This is a genomic window from Dermatophilaceae bacterium Soc4.6 (genome assembly GCA_039889245.1).
Lineage (GTDB): Bacteria > Actinomycetota > Actinomycetes > Actinomycetales > Dermatophilaceae > Lapillicoccus.
Genome location: JAZGVH010000002.1, coordinates 2,531,332 through 2,547,754, shown reverse-complemented (window position 1 = coordinate 2,547,754; position 16,423 = coordinate 2,531,332). Strand labels below are relative to the sequence as shown.

At 72.4% G+C, this 16,423-nt stretch carries 17 protein-coding genes; 9 read left to right on the top strand and 8 right to left on the bottom strand.

The genetic code is table 11. From position 1 onward, the window contains the following. Positions 1-18: 18 nt before the first annotated feature. The 3 genes from V3N99_11765 (at position 19) to V3N99_11755 (ending at position 2,942) form a co-directional block, all read left to right on the top strand. On the top strand, positions 19-1,782 hold the full coding sequence (locus tag V3N99_11765; GenBank protein ID MEO3937420.1) for a sodium:solute symporter family protein: 1,764 nt from the start codon (positions 19-21) through the stop codon (positions 1,780-1,782). A gap of 20 nt (positions 1,783-1,802) precedes the next feature. After that, positions 1,803-2,078 (top strand): hypothetical protein, encoded by a 276-nt coding sequence (locus tag V3N99_11760; protein MEO3937419.1) that lies wholly within the window; start codon positions 1,803-1,805, stop codon positions 2,076-2,078. 147 nt (positions 2,079-2,225) lie between these two features. Beyond that, positions 2,226-2,942 (top strand): DUF4232 domain-containing protein, encoded by a 717-nt coding sequence (locus V3N99_11755; protein MEO3937418.1) that lies wholly within the window; start codon positions 2,226-2,228, stop codon positions 2,940-2,942. A gap of 67 nt (positions 2,943-3,009) precedes the next feature. Here the strand turns inward: V3N99_11755 and V3N99_11750 are convergent, their stop codons facing one another. Together V3N99_11750 and V3N99_11745 are read right to left on the bottom strand one after the other, a co-directional pair. Next, positions 3,010-3,456 (bottom strand): hypothetical protein, encoded by a 447-nt coding sequence (locus V3N99_11750; protein ID MEO3937417.1) that lies wholly within the window; start codon positions 3,454-3,456, stop codon positions 3,010-3,012. Position 3,457: 1 nt separating this feature from the next. Then, a complete protein-coding gene (locus V3N99_11745; protein MEO3937416.1) occupies positions 3,458-4,477 on the bottom strand; it encodes an aromatic ring-hydroxylating dioxygenase subunit alpha in 1,020 nt (339 codons plus the stop codon). Between the two features lie 137 nt (positions 4,478-4,614). On the opposite strand from V3N99_11745, the gene V3N99_11740 reads away from it, so the two are divergent. From V3N99_11740 to V3N99_11725, 4 genes are read left to right on the top strand one after another with little or no spacing between them, the layout of a single operon-like run. Further along, positions 4,615-5,529: an NAD(P)H-binding protein gene (locus V3N99_11740; GenBank protein MEO3937415.1), complete on the top strand. Its 915-nt coding sequence runs from the start codon at positions 4,615-4,617 to the stop codon at positions 5,527-5,529. After that, complete coding sequence (locus V3N99_11735; GenBank protein MEO3937414.1) at positions 5,526-6,308, top strand: CPBP family intramembrane glutamic endopeptidase; 783 nt, start codon at positions 5,526-5,528, stop codon at positions 6,306-6,308. The genes V3N99_11740 and V3N99_11735 overlap by 4 nt, the downstream gene beginning before the upstream one ends. Then, positions 6,301-7,653, top strand: coding sequence for a deoxyribodipyrimidine photo-lyase (locus V3N99_11730; protein ID MEO3937413.1), 1,353 nt, complete (start codon positions 6,301-6,303; stop codon positions 7,651-7,653). The genes V3N99_11735 and V3N99_11730 overlap by 8 nt, the downstream gene beginning before the upstream one ends. A gap of 41 nt (positions 7,654-7,694) precedes the next feature. Then, a complete protein-coding gene (locus V3N99_11725) occupies positions 7,695-8,177 on the top strand; it encodes a TspO/MBR family protein (protein ID MEO3937412.1) in 483 nt (160 codons plus the stop codon). A gap of 136 nt (positions 8,178-8,313) precedes the next feature. Here V3N99_11725 and V3N99_11720 read toward each other — a convergent pair whose 3' ends face one another. Both V3N99_11720 and V3N99_11715 read right to left on the bottom strand, forming a co-directional pair. Continuing rightward, positions 8,314-9,039 carry a GNAT family N-acetyltransferase gene (locus V3N99_11720; protein ID MEO3937411.1) on the bottom strand — a complete coding sequence of 242 codons (726 nt, stop codon included), beginning with the start codon at positions 9,037-9,039 and terminating at the stop codon, positions 8,314-8,316. Next, on the bottom strand, positions 9,036-9,473 hold the full coding sequence (locus tag V3N99_11715; GenBank protein MEO3937410.1) for an HNH endonuclease: 438 nt from the start codon (positions 9,471-9,473) through the stop codon (positions 9,036-9,038). The genes V3N99_11720 and V3N99_11715 overlap by 4 nt, the downstream gene beginning before the upstream one ends. 217 nt (positions 9,474-9,690) lie before the next feature. On the opposite strand from V3N99_11715, the gene V3N99_11710 reads away from it, so the two are divergent. Then, a complete protein-coding gene (locus V3N99_11710) occupies positions 9,691-9,846 on the top strand; it encodes a hypothetical protein (GenBank protein MEO3937409.1) in 156 nt (51 codons plus the stop codon). A 30-nt stretch (positions 9,847-9,876) separates the two neighbouring features. On the opposite strand, the gene V3N99_11705 is transcribed toward V3N99_11710, so the two are convergent. From V3N99_11705 to V3N99_11690, 4 genes are read right to left on the bottom strand one after another with little or no spacing between them, the layout of a single operon-like run. Continuing rightward, the gene (locus tag V3N99_11705) at positions 9,877-10,551 is read right to left on the bottom strand and encodes an isochorismatase family protein (GenBank protein ID MEO3937408.1); all 675 of its coding nucleotides are present in this window, start codon (positions 10,549-10,551) and stop codon (positions 9,877-9,879) included. A gap of 22 nt (positions 10,552-10,573) precedes the next feature. Next, positions 10,574-12,454: a hydantoinase B/oxoprolinase family protein gene (locus tag V3N99_11700; GenBank protein ID MEO3937407.1), complete on the bottom strand. Its 1,881-nt coding sequence runs from the start codon at positions 12,452-12,454 to the stop codon at positions 10,574-10,576. 1 nt (position 12,455) lies between these two features. Next, positions 12,456-14,552, bottom strand: a complete 2,097-nt coding sequence (locus V3N99_11695; GenBank protein MEO3937406.1) for a hydantoinase/oxoprolinase family protein — start codon at positions 14,550-14,552, stop codon at positions 12,456-12,458. Continuing rightward, positions 14,549-15,271 (bottom strand): GntR family transcriptional regulator, encoded by a 723-nt coding sequence (locus tag V3N99_11690; protein ID MEO3937405.1) that lies wholly within the window; start codon positions 15,269-15,271, stop codon positions 14,549-14,551. The genes V3N99_11695 and V3N99_11690 overlap by 4 nt, the downstream gene beginning before the upstream one ends. 158 nt (positions 15,272-15,429) lie before the next feature. On the opposite strand from V3N99_11690, the gene V3N99_11685 reads away from it, so the two are divergent. Next, positions 15,430-16,338, top strand: coding sequence for an isocitrate lyase/phosphoenolpyruvate mutase family protein (locus tag V3N99_11685; GenBank protein ID MEO3937404.1), 909 nt, complete (start codon positions 15,430-15,432; stop codon positions 16,336-16,338). Positions 16,339-16,423 lie beyond the last annotated feature (85 nt).

Here is a 16,423-nt window from a genome sequence, read left to right as displayed (position 1 = left end):
CCTCACAGGAGCTGCCCCGTGCACCAGACCACGACGGTCCCCGCACTCGCCCAGGCGACGCTGATCAACGCGTCCCCGGTCGACTACGCGCTGGTCGCCACCTACTTCGTCTTCGTGATCGGCATCGGTGTCGTCGCGCGACGACAGGTCTCCGACTCGGTCGACTTCTTCCTCTCCGGGCGCTCGCTGCCCGCGTGGGTGACGGGTCTGGCCTTCATCTCGGCCAACCTCGGCGCCGTCGAGGTCATGGGCATGTCCGCCAACGGGGCTCAGTACGGCATCCCGACCGTGCACTACTTCTGGGTCGGCGCGGTCCCGGCCATGCTCTTCCTCGGCGTCGTGATGATGCCCTTCTACTACGGCTCGAAGGTGCGCTCCGTGCCGGAGTTCATGTTCCGGCGCTTCGGCACCGGCGCCCACCTGGTCAACGCCTTCAGCTTCGCCGTGGCCCAGCTGCTCATCGCCGGCGTCAACCTCTACCTGCTGGGGTCGATCATCCAGGCCCTGCTCGGGTGGCCGCTGTGGCTGGCCCTCATCGTGGCGGCCGCGGTCGTCCTGTCCTACATCACGCTCGGTGGCCTCTCCGCCGCGATCTACAACGAGGTGCTGCAGTTCTTCGTCATCATCGCCGCGCTGCTGCCGCTCACCCTGATCGGCCTCAACCGCGTCGGCGGCTACAGCGGCCTCAAGGACAAGATCACCGCGGCGGCGGCCGCGGCCCCGGCCGACGCGAAGGTGGCCTCGGCCGACCAGCAGCTGCACTCGTGGCCGGGTCAGGCGCTGTCGAGCTTCGACAACCCGGTGCTGTCGGTCATCGGCATCGTGTTCGGCCTCGGCTTCGTCCTGTCCTTCGGCTACTGGACGACCAACTTCGTCGAGGTGCAGCGCGCGATGGCGACCAGCTCGATCTCGTCAGCGCGCAAGACCCCCATCATCGGCGCGTTCCCCAAGATGTTCATCCCCTTCGTCGTCATCATCCCCGGCATGGTCGCTGCGGTGCTCGTGCCCGAGATCCAGCAGCTGAAGGACGGCGGCTCGCCGTCCGGCGGCGCATCAGGCACCGTGAAGTACAACGACGCGATCCTGCTGCTGATGCGCGACATCCTGCCCAACGGGCTGCTCGGGGTGGCGATCGCCGGCCTGCTCGCCGCCTTCATGGCGGGCATGGCGGCCAACATCTCGGCCTTCAACACCGTCTTCAGCATCGACCTGTGGCAGCGCTACGTGCGCCCCGACCACCACGACGACTACTACCTGCGGATCGGCCGTCTGGCGACCGTGGGCGCGACGGTCGTCGCCATCTTCACGGCTTTCTTCGCCAGCTCGTTCTCCAACGTCATGGACTACATCCAGACGCTCTTCGGCTTCTTCAACGCGCCACTCTTCGCGACCTTCATCGTCGGCATGTTCTGGCGGCGGATGACGCCGACCGCCGGCTGGGTCGGCCTCGTCAGCGGCACGGCCTCGGCCGTCGCGGTGGCCTTCCTCAGCCAGGACGCCTTCGGCGCGGCCAGCCTCGGCGTCATCCCGCTGGCGGGGCAGGGCGCGGCCTTCGTCGCGGCTGCGGCGGCCTTCGTGGTCGACGTCGCGGTCTCGGTCGGCGTCTCGCTCGTCACGACCCCCAAACCGGTGAGCGAGCTGCGCGGCCTGGTCTACTCCGAGACGCCGCGCGAGGACCTCGTCGACCCGCAGGAGAAGACCTTCCCGTGGTTCCGCCGCACGATCCCCCTCGCGCTCGTGGCCCTCGGCATGGTCGTCGTGCTCAACACCATCTTCGCCTGACCCCCCAGAAAGGGAACCCCGTGACCGACTCGACCGACACGCCGGACTCGCCTGACTCGACCGGCAACCACCGCGCCGGCGCCTTCGACATCCGCAACATCATCGCCGGGCTCCTCGGCATCTACGGCGTCGTCCTGGTGGCCATGGGCCTCTTCGGTGACCCCGAGACGGCCAAGACCGGTGGTGTCAACGCCAACCTGTATGCCGGGGTCGCCATGGTCGTCGTCTCCGTCGCCTTCGCGACGTGGGCCCGGGTGCGTCCCGTCGTCGTGCCGGCGACCGCCGAGGGCGCCTGACCCACCCCCCGCCCCCGGCGCCTCTGCGGCCCGTGGTCGACTGGTGGCGGTGGGCACCTGTGTAGCCTCGGTGACCGGAAAGTCCGGCACCTCCCGCACCGCGTGAGTGGTGCCCACCGGCTCGTCATCGCTCGAAGGGGACCCACCGTGCGTCATCCAGACTTCCTGACCCGCTCGACCCGGCGCCGCCTGTCCGTCTCGGGCGGCGCGGCGGTCGCGGCGCTCGCCCTCGTGGGTCTCGCGGCCTGCACCAGCAGTGGTGGGAGCGACACGACCGGCACAGTGGGGGCGGTCGGATCCGGGCCCATGCCGACGGCGACGCTGCCTCCCAGCACGGATGCGTCCGGCAGCCCCAGCGCGACCAGCGCCTCGCCGAGCAGCACACCGGCGACCACCCCCTCCGGTGGGACCGGCGCCCCCGCCGGCGCCGACCAGGGCGCCTCGGGCCTGCCCACCTGCCAGCCCGCGCAGACGACCATCCGCATCGAGGCCGGGCAGGCATCCGCGGGGCACGTCGGGCTCCGGCTGGTGGTCAGCAACACCGGCACCACGCCGTGCGTCACGCAGGGCTACGCCGGGGTGTCGTTCGTCGCCCCCGGCACGGGCAAGCAGATCGGTGCGCCCGCCGACCGCGCCCCCGTCGTCCCCAGCCCCCTGATCCGCCTCGAGCCGGGCAAGACCGCAGTAGCCCTCATCCTGGTCGCGCAGGCCGCCAACTACGGCCCGACCTGTGACCTCACCCAGGCTGCTGGCTTCCGGGTCTACCTGCCCGGCACCACCAGCGCGGCCTATGTGCCGTATGCCGTCGACGCCTGTGCCGCTGCCTCGGTGCATCAGCTGAGCATTCAGGCCTTCACGATCTGACGGGGGGGTGAGGGCGCGGCCTGCTGGCCCGTTCCGACCGACCGACCGACGACCGGTACTCACGCCGTCACGGCGACCACCGCAGCGGCAGCCGGCTCGTGGCGCTGAGCCGGACCACGCTGAGCCGACCGCTGCTGACGCCGGTGACGGTGACGGAGTCGGCCTGCTCGCCCTCGACGACGAGGACGTCGCCCTCGCCGAGCAGCCGCCGCCACGGCCCGCCGGTGTGCTGGGCGAGGTGGCGGCCCGCGAGCACGGTGAGCACGATCGCCTCCCCCGCAGCCCGGTCGAGGACGACCGCGGCGGCGGCGCGGACGGGCCGCTCCTGCGCCACCACGACGACGTGGGCCGGGTCGGTCTCGGCGACGACCTCGAGGGCGCCGGCGGCGTCCCGGCGGCGGATGACACTCCACCGCCAGGTGTCGTCCCGCTCGCCGGAGTCGGGGCTCGCGGCCAGGGTCGCCGAGCCGTCAGGGGCCTCGGCGACGGCGTTGGCCCGCACCAGGAGCCACACGTCAGGCCGTCGGCAGGGGCGACTCGGCGGCCAGCAGGCGCGCCATGACGTGGCGGGCCTTGGCCACGCCGGCATCCTGCGCGACGAGCCGGTCGCGCTCCCCCGGCGGGCGGGAGGCGAGGGCGAGCTCCTGCAGCCGCAGCGCCTCGGCGTCCTCGTCGAGCACGACCCCGAGGCCGGTGCGCAGCTCCTCGGTGGCGGCGTCGTCGTCGACGGCGAAGTTGCGGGAGAAGGCGTAGTAGTAGTGGGCGGTGTGCTCGTCGAGCGGGGTGACCGCGTTGAGCACCTTGATGAGGTAGCCCTCCTCGCGAGGCCGGCCCTGCCCGGTGATGCCGGAGTGCAGGGTCAGGTGCCCAGGCACGTGGAACTGCGTGGCATGGAAGCGGTCGTAGAGACCCTCGATGCCCATGGTGGCGGCATACAGGGGAGGCGCCTCGACGCCCGGCATGAGCCGGTCGACCGTCACGGTGGTGCCGTCGACCTCGACGGTGATGCCGTGCTCGTAGATGTAGTCGTCGCCGACCGTGGTGCGGTGAATGAACGACTCGTGGGTCAGGTCGAGCAGGTTGTCGTGGATCAGGTCGGCGCGGCACTCGAAGCGGTAGGAGTGCGTGACCGTCGCCCACCCGGGGTCGGTCATCCAGTGCGTGTCGGGCAGGGCGGCCGGGTCGGCGAGGGCGGGGTCACCGGTCCAGACCCAGACCCAGCCGTCCTTCTCGTGCAGGGGATAGGTGCGCACGCGGGCCTTGCCGGGGACGGTCGACTGGCCGGGCACCCGCGTGCAGACACCGTCGCACCCGAAGGTGAAGCCGTGGTAGCCGCACTCGACCGAGTCGCCGACGACGCGGCCGGCCGAGAGCGGGTAGCCCCGGTGGGCGCAGCGGTCGCTGAGGCAGACGGCCGTGCCGTCCTGCGTGCGGAAGAGGACCAGCGGGTCGTCACCCACGCGGCGCGAGACCGGGTCACGGGCGACCTCGGTCGACCAGGCGACGACGTACCAGGCGTTCTTGACGTATCTCATGGGGCTCCTCGCGGGTGGGGCAGGCGCCGGGGGGGCCCGGAGCGTGCTCGTCGGCTGTGACAAGCACTGTAGGGCCGGGTCACTGCTGCGGGGGGAGCGTGGCTGTGGGAGGTTGGTGGGGTGACCGCCTACCGCCTGTGCTGCTCGTGAAGGTCCTCGTCGCAGGGGCCTCCGGCTTCGTCGGTCGACGACTCACCCCCGCTCTCGTCGAGGCCGGCCACGACGTCGTCGCCATGACCCGCAATCCGGGTGTCTACCACGGGCCGGGCACCGCCGTCTTCGGGGACGTCGACGACGAGAGCTCGATCGTCACGGCGATGGAGGGCTGCGAGGCGGCCTACTACCTCGTGCACTCGCTCGACAGCGCCGACTTCGAGACCAAGGACGCGCAGGCCGCCGGGTCGTTCGGGCGAGCGGCCCGCACCACCGGGATCGGCCAGATCATCTACCTCGGCGGCCTCGGCGACGACCGCGACGACCTGTCGGCCCACCTGCGCAGCCGCCGCGAGGTCGAGCAGCTGCTCGCCGACGCCCAGGTGCCCGTCACGACGCTGCGCGCGGGCATCATCGTCGGCGACGAGGGCATCTCCTGGGAGCTGACCCGACAGCTCGTCGAGCACCTGCCGGCGATGATCACGCCCAAGTGGGTGCAGACCAGAACGCAGCCGATCGCGATCGACGACGTCGTGCGCTACCTCATCGGGGTGCTCGGGCTCGAGGGCGCCTCGGGGGAGGCCTTCGACATCGGAGGCCCCGAGGTGCTGCGCTACGCCACGATGATGAAGCGGGTCGCCGACGTGCAGGGCCGTCCCCTCGTGCTCGTGCCCGTGCCCCTGCTCACGCCGTCGCTGTCGTCGCGGTGGTTGAGCTTCGTCACCGACGTCGACGGACAGACCGCACGCTCGCTCATCGACTCGATGGGCAACGAGGTCGTCGTGCGCGACGACTCCATCCGCCGTCTCGTGCCCTTCGAGCCGATGGGGTACGACGACGCCGTTCGCACCGCCCTGGCCGAGCGGAAGGAGCGGCTGAAGCAGGAGGACAAGGCGTGAGTGCGTTCGACCGGGTGCGCCGCCAGGCCCGCCACATCGTCGGGTGGCTGCCGCTGCCCATCACCGAGCAGACGCCGGTGGTGCCCAGTGAGAGCGAGTCGGTCATCTCGCGCCGCAAGCGCGTCGTGACCGCCGTCGGCCTCACCGGCGCAGGGCTGCTGGGGCTGTCGCTGTCGACGAAGCCGGGCTCGGGCCGGTTCTACCTCGCCACCGGAGCCGTCGCCGCGACCTGGACCATCGGCGCCTTCGCCTCCGGGCCCCTGCACGTGGGCCGCATCCGCGGACGCGACGACATCACGCGCCTGCCGATCGTCACCCCGGTGATGACGGGCGTCGCCGCCTTCGGCACGTTCTACGGTCTGGCCCTGGTCGCCCGGCAGATCCCGTTCCTGGAGAGCGCGATCGGCAACATCCTGCGTTTCGCCGACGAGGGCGACCTGCCGCTGGTCGTCCTCACCACGTGCGCCAACGGCATCGGTGAGGAGCTGTTCTTCCGGGGGGCGCTCTTCGCCACCGTCGGTGACGAGCACCCCGTGGCCACCTCGACCGCGCTCTACACGGCGGCCACCCTCGCCACGCGCAACCCGGCGCTGATTGCTGCCGCTGCCGTCATGGGCACCCTCTTCGGGGTGCAGCGGCGCGCCTCGGGCGGGGTGCAGGCCCCAGCCCTGACCCACCTGACCTGGTCCGTGCTGATGCTGCGCTACCTGCCGCCGCTCTTCGAGCAGGCCATCGCCGACGAGCAGGACAACGACCGGCACGAGCGTCCCCGTGGCTGAGCCGGCCCCCTCCGTCCTGTGGTTCCGCCGCGACCTGCGGCTGCGTGACCACGCCGCGCTCATGGCGGCGGCCGAGCAGGGCCCGGTGACAGCGCTTTTCGTGCTCGACGACGAGCTGCTGCATCGCAGCGGGGCACCCCGCACGGCATATCTCCTGCGCACCCTGAGGGCGCTGCACGCCGACCTCGAGAGCCACGGCGGCGGTCTGGTCGTGCGCACCGGCCGACCCGACGAGGTTGTGCCCGCCCTCTCGCGCGAGATCGGCGCCACGGCCGTGCACATCAGCGCCGACTACGCGCCGTACGGCGCCCGCCGCGACGCCCGGGTGGCGCAGGCGCTCGGCGAGGTGCCGCTCGTGCCCACCGGCAGCCCGTATGCCGTTGCCCCCGGCCGGGTGCTCAAGGGTGACGGCACGCCCTACAAGGTCTTCACACCCTTCTACCGCGCGTGGAGCGAGCACGGGTGGCGGCGGCCGGCCGACTCCGACCCGGCCCACGTGTCGTGGCTGGTCGTCGACGGCGACGGGATCCCCGACGACCCGGCCGTCGACGCAGAGCTGCCGCCCGCGGGCGAGGTCGCGGCCCACGAAGCGTGGAAGCTGTTCTGCGAGAACGGTCTTCGCCGGTATCCGAAGCAGCGCAACCGGCCCGACATCGACGAGACGTCGCGCATGTCGCCGCACCTCAAGCTCGGCACGATCCACCCGCGCACGATCCTCGCCGATCTCGACCTGGCCCACGAGGCCTATCGCCGCCAGATCTGCTGGCGCGACTTCTACGCCCAGGTGCTCCACCACTGGCCGAGCAGCGCGCACGACTACCTCAAGCCGGCGTTCAAGCACATGCAGTACGACACCGGTGACGTTGCTGCGCAACGGTTTTCGGCGTGGCAGCGGGGCGAGACCGGCTATCCGATCGTCGACGCGGGCATGCGTCAGCTGCTCGCCGAGGGCTGGATGCACAACCGCGTGCGGATGGTCGTGGCGTCCTTCCTGGTCAAGGACCTGCACCTGGAGTGGACCCAGGGGGCGCAGCACTTCATGGACCACCTCATCGACGGCGACCTGGCCAACAACCAGCACGGGTGGCAGTGGACGGCCGGCACGGGCACCGACGCAGCGCCGTACTTCCGCGTCTTCAACCCCGTCGCCCAGGGCGAGAAGTTCGACCCCGACGGCGACTACGTGCGCCGCTGGGTGCCGCAGCTGCGCGGCATACCGGGAGCGGCGGTGCACGCACCGTGGTCGCTGCCTCAGCCGCCCGACGACTACCCGGCCCCGATCGTCGACCACGCCGTCGAGCGGCGCGAGGCGCTCGAGCGACTGAAGGCCATCAGCGGCACCTGACCGTCTGCCACCCCACCCCCGACCTGAGGACCTCGACGACCATGACCGCCACGCTCCCCCGCTCCCTGCCCGTGACGGGTGCCGCGCTCGTGACCACGGCCGTCGTCGGCGGCCTCGGCACCGACGTGCGGTCGGCCTGGTACGCCCGGCTCACCAAGCCGGCGTGGGAGCCGCCCGGCTGGGTCTTCGGCCCGGCGTGGACCACGCTCTACTCACTCATCGCCGTCGCGTCGGCGCGTACCATCGACCGCATCGAGGACCCGGGCGATCGGCGCCGCTACCAGGTGGCCCTGGGGATCAACCTCGTGCTCAACATCGGCTGGACCTGGGTCTTCTTCACCGCCAAGCGGCCGAAGCTCGCCCTCGCCGAGATCCTCCTGCTCGAGGTGTCGACCATCGACCTGCTGCGCCGCAGCGCCCGGCACGACCCCACCTCGGGCGCCCTCCTCGCCCCGTATGCCGCCTGGGTCGCCTTCGCGACCACGCTGACCGCAGCGATCGTCAAGCGCAACCCCGACGCCTGACCCCCGCCCCCCGCCCCCGCCTTCCCCGCCCCCCGCCCCCGCGTTCCGAACTAGGGAAACCCTTGGTTCCAGGGTGAAGCGGGGGTCAGAACAGCGGGTTTCCCTAGTTCGGAACGCAGCAGGGGGGGTGGGGGGGTCAGGCGGGTGGGCGGACGACGACGATGTCGAGGGTCCGGTGCACGGTGAAGCCGAGGCCTGCGTAGACGCGCGCCGCACCCTGGTTGGTCGCGAGCACGTGCAGGAAGGCGCCCTCGCCGCGGGCGTGGATCCCGGCCGTGACGGCGGCGACGAGCCTCGAGGCCAGGCCCTGACCCCGAGCCGAGGGGTCGGTGCACACCGCGCTGATCTCGGTCCACCCCCGGGGGTGCATCCGCTCGCCGGCCATCGCGACCAGCCGCCCCTGCTGCCGCACCCCGAGGAAGTGGCCGAGCTCCATCGTGCGCGGACCGAAGGGCCCGGGTTCGGTGCGCCGCACGAGGTCGGTCACCTCATCGCCGTCCGACTCCGTATGGAGAGCCACCACCTCGCCGTCGTCGCCGCTCACCCGCGGTGCCTTCGGCCCCGGCCCCGGCCCCGGCCCCGGAGACGCCATCCGGAGCGTGCGGAAGGTCATCGGCGCCGACCACCCGTCGGGCAGCGGCGGGGGCTCCATCAGCGCCACACCGTCGTCCGGCCCCACCAGCCGCGCGAGGTCGGCCCAGTCGCCGGGGCCGGGGTCGGGCGCGAGGGCGGCGAAGGGCCCCATGTCGGGGTGGTAGCGCAGCGCCGACCCGAACGACACGGCATACGAGGCATGGTGACCTCTCAGTGCGTCTCCCACCGGGTCCCTCGGCGCGAGCTGGGGCGGGGTCGGAGCGGTCACGCCACGAGGTCGACGTGGCGCGGCACCCACGGCTCCCAGTGCAGCCGCAGCCCCGCCTCGGGCGCGCTCTTGTCACCCTTGCGGTTGTTGCAGGGCGAGCAGGACGCGACGGTGTTGAGCCACGACGAGGCGCCGCCGCGCGAGATGGGCACGACGTGGTCGACCGTCGTGGCCTTGCCCGCGCAGTAGGCGCAGCGGTGACGATCGCGCTTGAGGACGCTGCGCTTGCTCCATCCGGCATCGCGGTAGAGCCACTTGGCGGCGACGTATCGGATGAGGCGCACGACCCGCGGGCGTTGGTAGGGGCCGAACATCTGGCCCTCGATGGCCTCCTCGACCACGGCGACCTGGCGCACGAGCATGCCGATCGCGTGCTTGACCGAGACGACGCCGAGGGGCTCGTAGGAGGCGTTGAGGATCATCACCTCGGTCATCTCCTGCGCCCCTTCTCGCGTCGTTGCTCTTATCGTGCCTCCCCGCGGGCCGATCCGCCTCCCAATTCACGCGGGATTCACGCGACCACTCCTGACGGTGGCGACGTGAGGACGACCGCAGGACGGCTCGACACCAGGCGCATCCTCGTCGCAGCGAGCCTGCTGCTCCTCGTCGTCCTGATCGGCACCCGCATCGAGCGGGTGCTCTGGGTGAGCGGTGCCGGCGGGCTGGGCCGTCGCCGGCCGCACCCTCGGCGGTACCGAGATCTGCACGGGGGCGCGCACGCCCGGCGAGATGCCGACGGTCGTCGAGGTCGTCGAGGGCGTCGACGGGGCGACGGTCTGGCAGTACGCCCTGTCGGACGGCCGCTGAAAGACGGCTCGCCCGAGGGCTCGAGCGCGGTCACGGCTGGAGGTGGGCCAGCGCGTCACAGAGCGACACGACGTCGGCGTACTTCGCGTCGAGGTCGGCGAGGTTGGCCTCGTGCAACGCGACCGTGCGGTCGCCGCACGCGTCGGCCACGACCTGTGCGTGCAGGCCGTGGGTCAGGGCGTCGGTGGCGGTCGCTCGCACGCACCCCGACGTGGACACGCCGGTCACCACCACGGTGTCGACGCCCAGGCGGTCCAGGTGAGCCGCGAGCCCACCGCCGTCGGCGGCCCGGCCTCCGGTCGGGTCGCCCTGCACCAGCCCGGTGAACGCCGAGGCGTACTGCTTGACCACGACGACCTCCTCGACCAGGGGAGCGATCGTCAGCTCACCCCAGCCGCCGGCCGCCCCGTCGGCGAACGCCGCCAGCGCAGGCACCTTGCGAAGGAAGAGGCCACCGTCGGAGAGGTCAGCGGCATACTGCACCGCCGTCCAGACGACCGGGACGCCTGCCCCCCGCGCGGCGGCCACGAGGGTCCGGTTGGCCTCCACGACGGGGCCCACGTCGGGCAGCGCGAAGGGCCCGTCGGGCTCGGTGTAGGCGCGGCAGAGGTCGACCACGAGCAGGGCGGGGCGCGTGCCCCACCCGACCCGGCCGGAGAAGGACCCGCCGTGAGGCCCCAGCGGCCCCACGGTGGATCCGTTCACCTCCGACACGCCGGCGCCCGGCTCAGCTCGCCCAGACCGGTCGCTTCGGCGCCGGCAGACCCGTCTCCTCCTCGCACCGGGCGAGGATCTCGTCGAGGGGCGGGCCCATGTCGAAGACCGGCAGCTCTGCCGGGCGGCCGGCCCGCAGCTCGTCGCGCAGGGCGGCGGTCGCGGTGTCGTCGACGGCACCGTCGCCGGCCAGGACGACGCCGTACCGGCTCGCGCCCTCGGCGCTGACCAGCCCCCGTCGCACCTCCAGCGCGACCAGCGCGGGGTCGCGCTCGAGGGGGTCGCCCCAACCGCCCCCACCCCAGGTGACGAAGTGCAGCACGTCACCGGCGGCGACCGGTACGTCGTGGCACTTGCTCGGCAGCACCTGACGCGTGCCGTCGACCCGCTCGACCCACTTCGTGCCGCGGGCGCCGGGGGTGCCGCCGTTGACGCCCCAGGGGTAGGTCAGCCAGCGGTCGTCGTGGATGGCGATGGCGCCGGGCTCCTCGAAGACGTAGGCGACGTCGACGCCGTTGCCCCCGCGGTGCAGGCCCGCGCCACCGGTGTCGGCGATGGTCTCCCACTTCTCGATGCGCAGCGGGTAGTACGACTCGAGGTACTCGCAGGGGATGTTGACGAAGCTCGGCCACAGCGAGTGCCCGTCGGGGCCGTCGCCGAGCGGGCGGCCGGGGATGCCACCGAAGCCGATGGAGTAGAGCTGGAACCACTCGCCCGCGCGGTCGCCGGTCGTGTAGTGCCCGGAGTACATGAAGTGCGGGCTGGAGGAGAAGCCGGCGGCGTTGAGCAGGGCCGGGTTGGTCTGCCCGAGCAGGCCACCGAAGAGGTCGAAGACGCGGCCGATGCCGTGGTTGCGGCCGGAGAGCGCGGCTGGGTGCTTCGGCTTCCAGTACGACCCGTCGGGGATGGTCACGTCGACCAGCGGGTAGAACCCGTCGTTCCACAGGATCTGCGGGTCGGCGACGGTGATCATGTAGATGCCGAAGAACATCCGGGTGAGGTTCTCGTTGATGTAGTAGTTGATCGGGCCGACGGCCTGCGGGCTGGAGCCGGTGAAGTCGAGGTGCACCTTCTCGCCGGTGCGGGTCAGCGACAGCTTGAGCTCGTAGGGCCCGTTGCCGACGCCGTCGTCGCAGATGTAGTCGGTGAAGGACAGCGTCTTGCCGTCCTCGAAGACCATCGCCAGCAGCACCTTCATGGCGTCGTAGTTGCGCTGCAGCAGCGCGTCGAGCGCGGTGAGGTAGGTCGCCGTGCCGAAGCGCTCGCACATCTCGACCACCCGACGCGACGCCGTGCGGCAGGCGGCCACGAGGCCGTTGAGGTCAGCGCGGTTCCAGTCGGGCATGCGCACCTGGTTGAGCACGATGCGCAGGGCGTCCTCGTTGACGACGCCCTTGGCGTAGAGCTTGAAGGGCGGGATGACCACGCCCTCCTCGTAGATCGTGCGGGCGTCCGTCGGCATCGAGGACGGCGTCTTGCCACCGACGTCGCTCATGTGGCCGAACATCGAGGCCCACCCGACGACGCGCCCCTCGTGGAAGATCGGGACGACGACGAGCCAGTCGTTGGCGTGGCTGATCGCCGCGCCACAGGCATACGGGTCGGAGGTGAGCATGACGTCGCCCTCCTCGATCGTGCCGTCGTAGCCGGCGAGGAAGTCCGGTATGGAGAGCCCGAACTGGCCCACGACCATCTTGCCGTCGCGGTCGGCGATGAGCGGGAACTCGTCGTGCTGCTCGCGGATGCCGGGCGACAGGGCGGTGCGGAAGAGCACCTCGTCCATCTCGTAGCGGGCGTTGCGCAGGCCGTTCTCGATCAGGTCGAGGGTGACCGGGTCGACCGGAGCGTCGAGGGCCGACAGCGGGCCCGATGCGGTCTCGATGATGCGTGCCATCTCAGGCCTCCGTCGTGGCTGTGGGAGTGGTGGGTGCAGTCGACGTGGGGTTGATGAGCAGGCTGCCGGAGCGGTGGACCGTCGCGGTGTGGTCGGGCAGGAGCAGCGTGGTGGAGTCCATCTCGGTGACGATCGCCGGGCCGGTGAGCACGTCACCGGCTCGCAGGCTGGCCCGGTCGTAGACCGCCGCCTCGACCGCAGCGCCCAGGACGTGGATCTGCGTGGTGCTCACCGGTTGCGGCGGGCCGGTGGTGTCGTCGAGCGTGGTCGCGGCGACCTCGGGGCGGGGCCCGCTCACGGTCGCGCGGGCGTTGACCAGCTCGTGGTCGACGGTGAGCAGGAAGCCGAAGAGCCGCTCGTGCTCGCCGTCGAAGGTCGTGCCGAGCGACGCCAGGGCGGTGGTGCGGCCCCCGTCGGTCAGCCACGCCGGGTCGACCGTCACCGGGATCTCGAAGCCCTGGCCGTGGAAGCGCACGTCGACGGTGTGGGTGACGGTCTGGTCGGCGCGGGCCAGACCCTGGGCCTCGAGCCGGGCGCCGGCGTCGTCGGCGAGCTCCGCCAGCACCTGCGCCAGCTCGTCGCCGGTGAGGTCGGCGAAGCGTCGCAGCACGGTCCGGGCCGACTCGTCGCGGCGCGAGGTCGTCGCGTCGCCGAGCGCGCAGAGGACCCCGGGCGACGGCGGCACGATGACCGGCCAGGCGCCGGTGAGGATGCCGAGCGCGTTGGCGTGCAGCGGCCCGGCGCCGCCGAAGGCGACGAGGGCGAAGTCGCGCGGGTCGAAGCCCTGCTGCACCGAGACCAGCCGCAGACCGCCCAGCATGTTCTCGTTGACGATGTCGATGATGCCCGCGGCGGCGGCCTCGGGTGAGGGCAGACCCATCGCGTCGGCCACGGTCGCGACCGCCGTGCGGGCCGCGTCGACGTCGAGCCGGATCTCACCGCCGGCGAGGTCGGAGGGCAGGTAGCCGAGCACGACGTTGGCGTCGGTGACGGTCGGCTCGGTGCCGCCCTTGCCGTAGGCGGCTGGCCCGGGATCCGCGCCGGCCGACTGCGGCCCGACGCGCAGCGCCCTGGTCAGCTGGGGCACGTGGGCGATCGAGCCACCACCGGCACCGACCGTGCGCACGTCGACGCTGGAGGCGCGCACGGTGAGGTCTCCGACCTTGGTCTCGCGACCGATGCGGGGCGAGAGGTCCTGCACCAGCGCCACATCGGTGGAGGTGCCGCCCATGTCGAAGGTGATGAGGTCGCGGTAGCCGCACTGCTCGGCGACCCACACCGCCCCCGTCACCCCTCCGGCCGGGCCGGACAGCAGCATCGTCACCGGGGCGTCGATGGCCGCGTCGGCCGACGAGAGGCCGCCGTCGCTGCGCAGGATGGCCAGCTCGGCCTCGAGACCGCCCTCGCGCAGCCGCTGCGAGAGCGTCGAGACATAGCGTTTGACCTGCGGCTGGACGTAGCCGTTGGCCACCGTGGTGACGGTCCGCTCGTACTCGCGCAGCTCGGGCAGCACGTCGGACGACAGCGACACCGGGATGCCGGGCAGCACCTCGGCCGCGATCTCGCGGATGCGCCGCTCGTGGGTCGGGTCGGCGAAGGAGTTGATGAGGCTCACGGCGAGCGCCTCGATGCCGTTGCCGCGCAGCCGGCCGAGGGCCGCGCGCACGTCGTCGTCGTCGAGCGCGCGGATGACGGCGCCGTCGCTGGCGATGCGCTCGCCCACCTCGACCGTGTGCTCCAGCGCCGCGAGCGGCTCCGGCTTGGGCCAGATGATCCACCCCGCGAGGCCGCCGGGCACGTAGGACCGGGCGATCTGCAGCACCTGCCGGAAGCCCTGCGTCGTCACCAGCCCGACCGTGGCGCCCTTGCCCTCGAGGATCGCGTTGGTCGCGACCGTCGTCCCGTGCAGCACCTGGCCCACCTCGGCGAGCGAGATGCCGGCGTCCTCGCAGACCCGGGAGATGCCGTGGAGCACCCCGACGGCCTGGTCCTGCGGGGTCGAGGCGGTCTTGGCCCGCCACGTCGACCCGCTGTCCTCGTCGACGAGGAGCACGTCGGTGAACGTGCCCCCGACGTCGACACCGAGGCGGTAGCTCATGAGGGTGCTCCTTCTGCTGGGGCTGCTGGGGCTGCTGGGGCTGCTGGGGGCGGGTCGGCCAGTAAGGTCGTGGTGCGCACCATGACGGTGCGCGCGTGCCGGATGTGGGCGGTCATGACGGCGGCGGCCCAGGCCTCGTCACGCGCGCGGAAGGCGTCGACGATCTCGACGTGGTGGGCGAGGCTGCGCCGCAGGGCCAGCTCGTCGTACGCATGGAAGTTGCGTCGCTGCAGCGGCGTCTGGATCGCCGTGGCGAGCGCCCCGGCCAGCGCCGGGTGCCCGGCGACCTCGACGATGCGGTCGTGGAAGGCGCGGTTGGCCCCGACGAGGGCGTCGAGGTCCTGACCGGAGCCGGGGCGCCCGACCGCGACCGTCGCCTCGGCCAGCCGCCCGAGGTCGCCGACGTCGTCGGGGGTCGCCCGCGGGACGGCGAGCGCCGTGAGCCGCGGCTCGAGGGCGGTGCGCAGGTCGAAGACCATCTCGAGCTCGGCGGTGCTCCAGGTCGCCACCCGCGCCCCCCGGTTGGGCGCCGTGTCGACCAGACCCAGGGCGCCGAGCCGCGACAGCGCCTCGCGCACGGGGGTGCGGCTGACCCCGAGGCGGTCAGCGAGCTCCACCTCGCCGAGCCGCGCCCCAGGGACGAGGTCGCCGTGGAGGATCAGCTCGCGCAGCGTGTCGACCACCCGGTCGGTGGCCGTGCCGGACGGGAGGGCTGTCATGCGCGCCTCCCGTCCGGATCGGTGATTGTGTGCAATCTAGGCCGGGAAGGCTGGACCCACAAGGGTTTCGGGCGTACGTTTTCCCGCAGCACCATCCCACTGCATGCAAGTCTGGACACCTGTCTGCACCGACCCGCCTCACGACCCCGGAGGTCACCATGGGCACGCTCCTCCCCGACCCCGCCGCGCCGACGGGCAGCCCGTCGGCCGCGCGCCGCCGGCTGCGCGAGCTCATCGCCGCCCCCACGCCGCTCGTGGCCCCCGGCGCCTACGACGCCCTCTCGGCGCGGCTGGTCGAGCAGGCGGGCTTCGACGTCGTCTACCTGACCGGCTTCGGCGCGACCGCGTCGCTGCTCGGGCGCCCCGACGTCGGGCTGCTCGGCGCGGCCGAGATGGCCGACCAGGCGCGGCGCTTCGTCGACGCCGTCGACGTGCCGGTGGTCGTCGACGCCGACACCGGCTACGGCAACGCGGTCAACGTCGTGCGCACCATGCGCATGTGGGAGCAGGCGGGGGTGGCCGGGCTGCACCTCGAGGACCAGGTGACGCCGAAGAAGTGCGGGCACATGTCCGGCAAGGAGGTCGTGCCCACGGCCGAGATGGTGGGCAAGATCCGGGCCGCGGTGGCCGCCCGCCGAGACCCCGACCTCGTGCTCATCGCCCGCACCGACGCCGCGGCCGTCGAGGGCCTCGACGCAGCCATCGCCCGGGCCCGCGCCTACGCCGAGGCCGGGGCCGACGTGCTCTTCGTCGAGGCCCCGACGAGCGTCGCCGACATCGAGCGGGTCGCCCGCGAGCTGGCCGGGGTCGCCCCCCTCGTCTTCAACGCCGCCGAGGGTGGGCGCACCCCGCCGCTCGAGCTGGAGCGGGTCGCCGAGCTCGGCTTCAGCCTCGTGATCTACCCCATCGCCACCCTGCTCGCGGCGACCGCGGCGGTGCAGACGGTGCTCGAGGCGATCAAGCGCGACGGCACGCCCCGGGCGGTCGAGCTGCCCGCCTTCGACGACTTCACCGCCACCGTCGGGCTGCCCGAGATCAGCGAGCTGGAGTCACGATTCGGGGCCTGAGGGCCTCGCGCAGAAGGTGCCGTCCCCGTCCTGCGGTCCGGTGCTGGCGACCCGCACCGGCACCCGGCGCTGCATACTCCTGCTC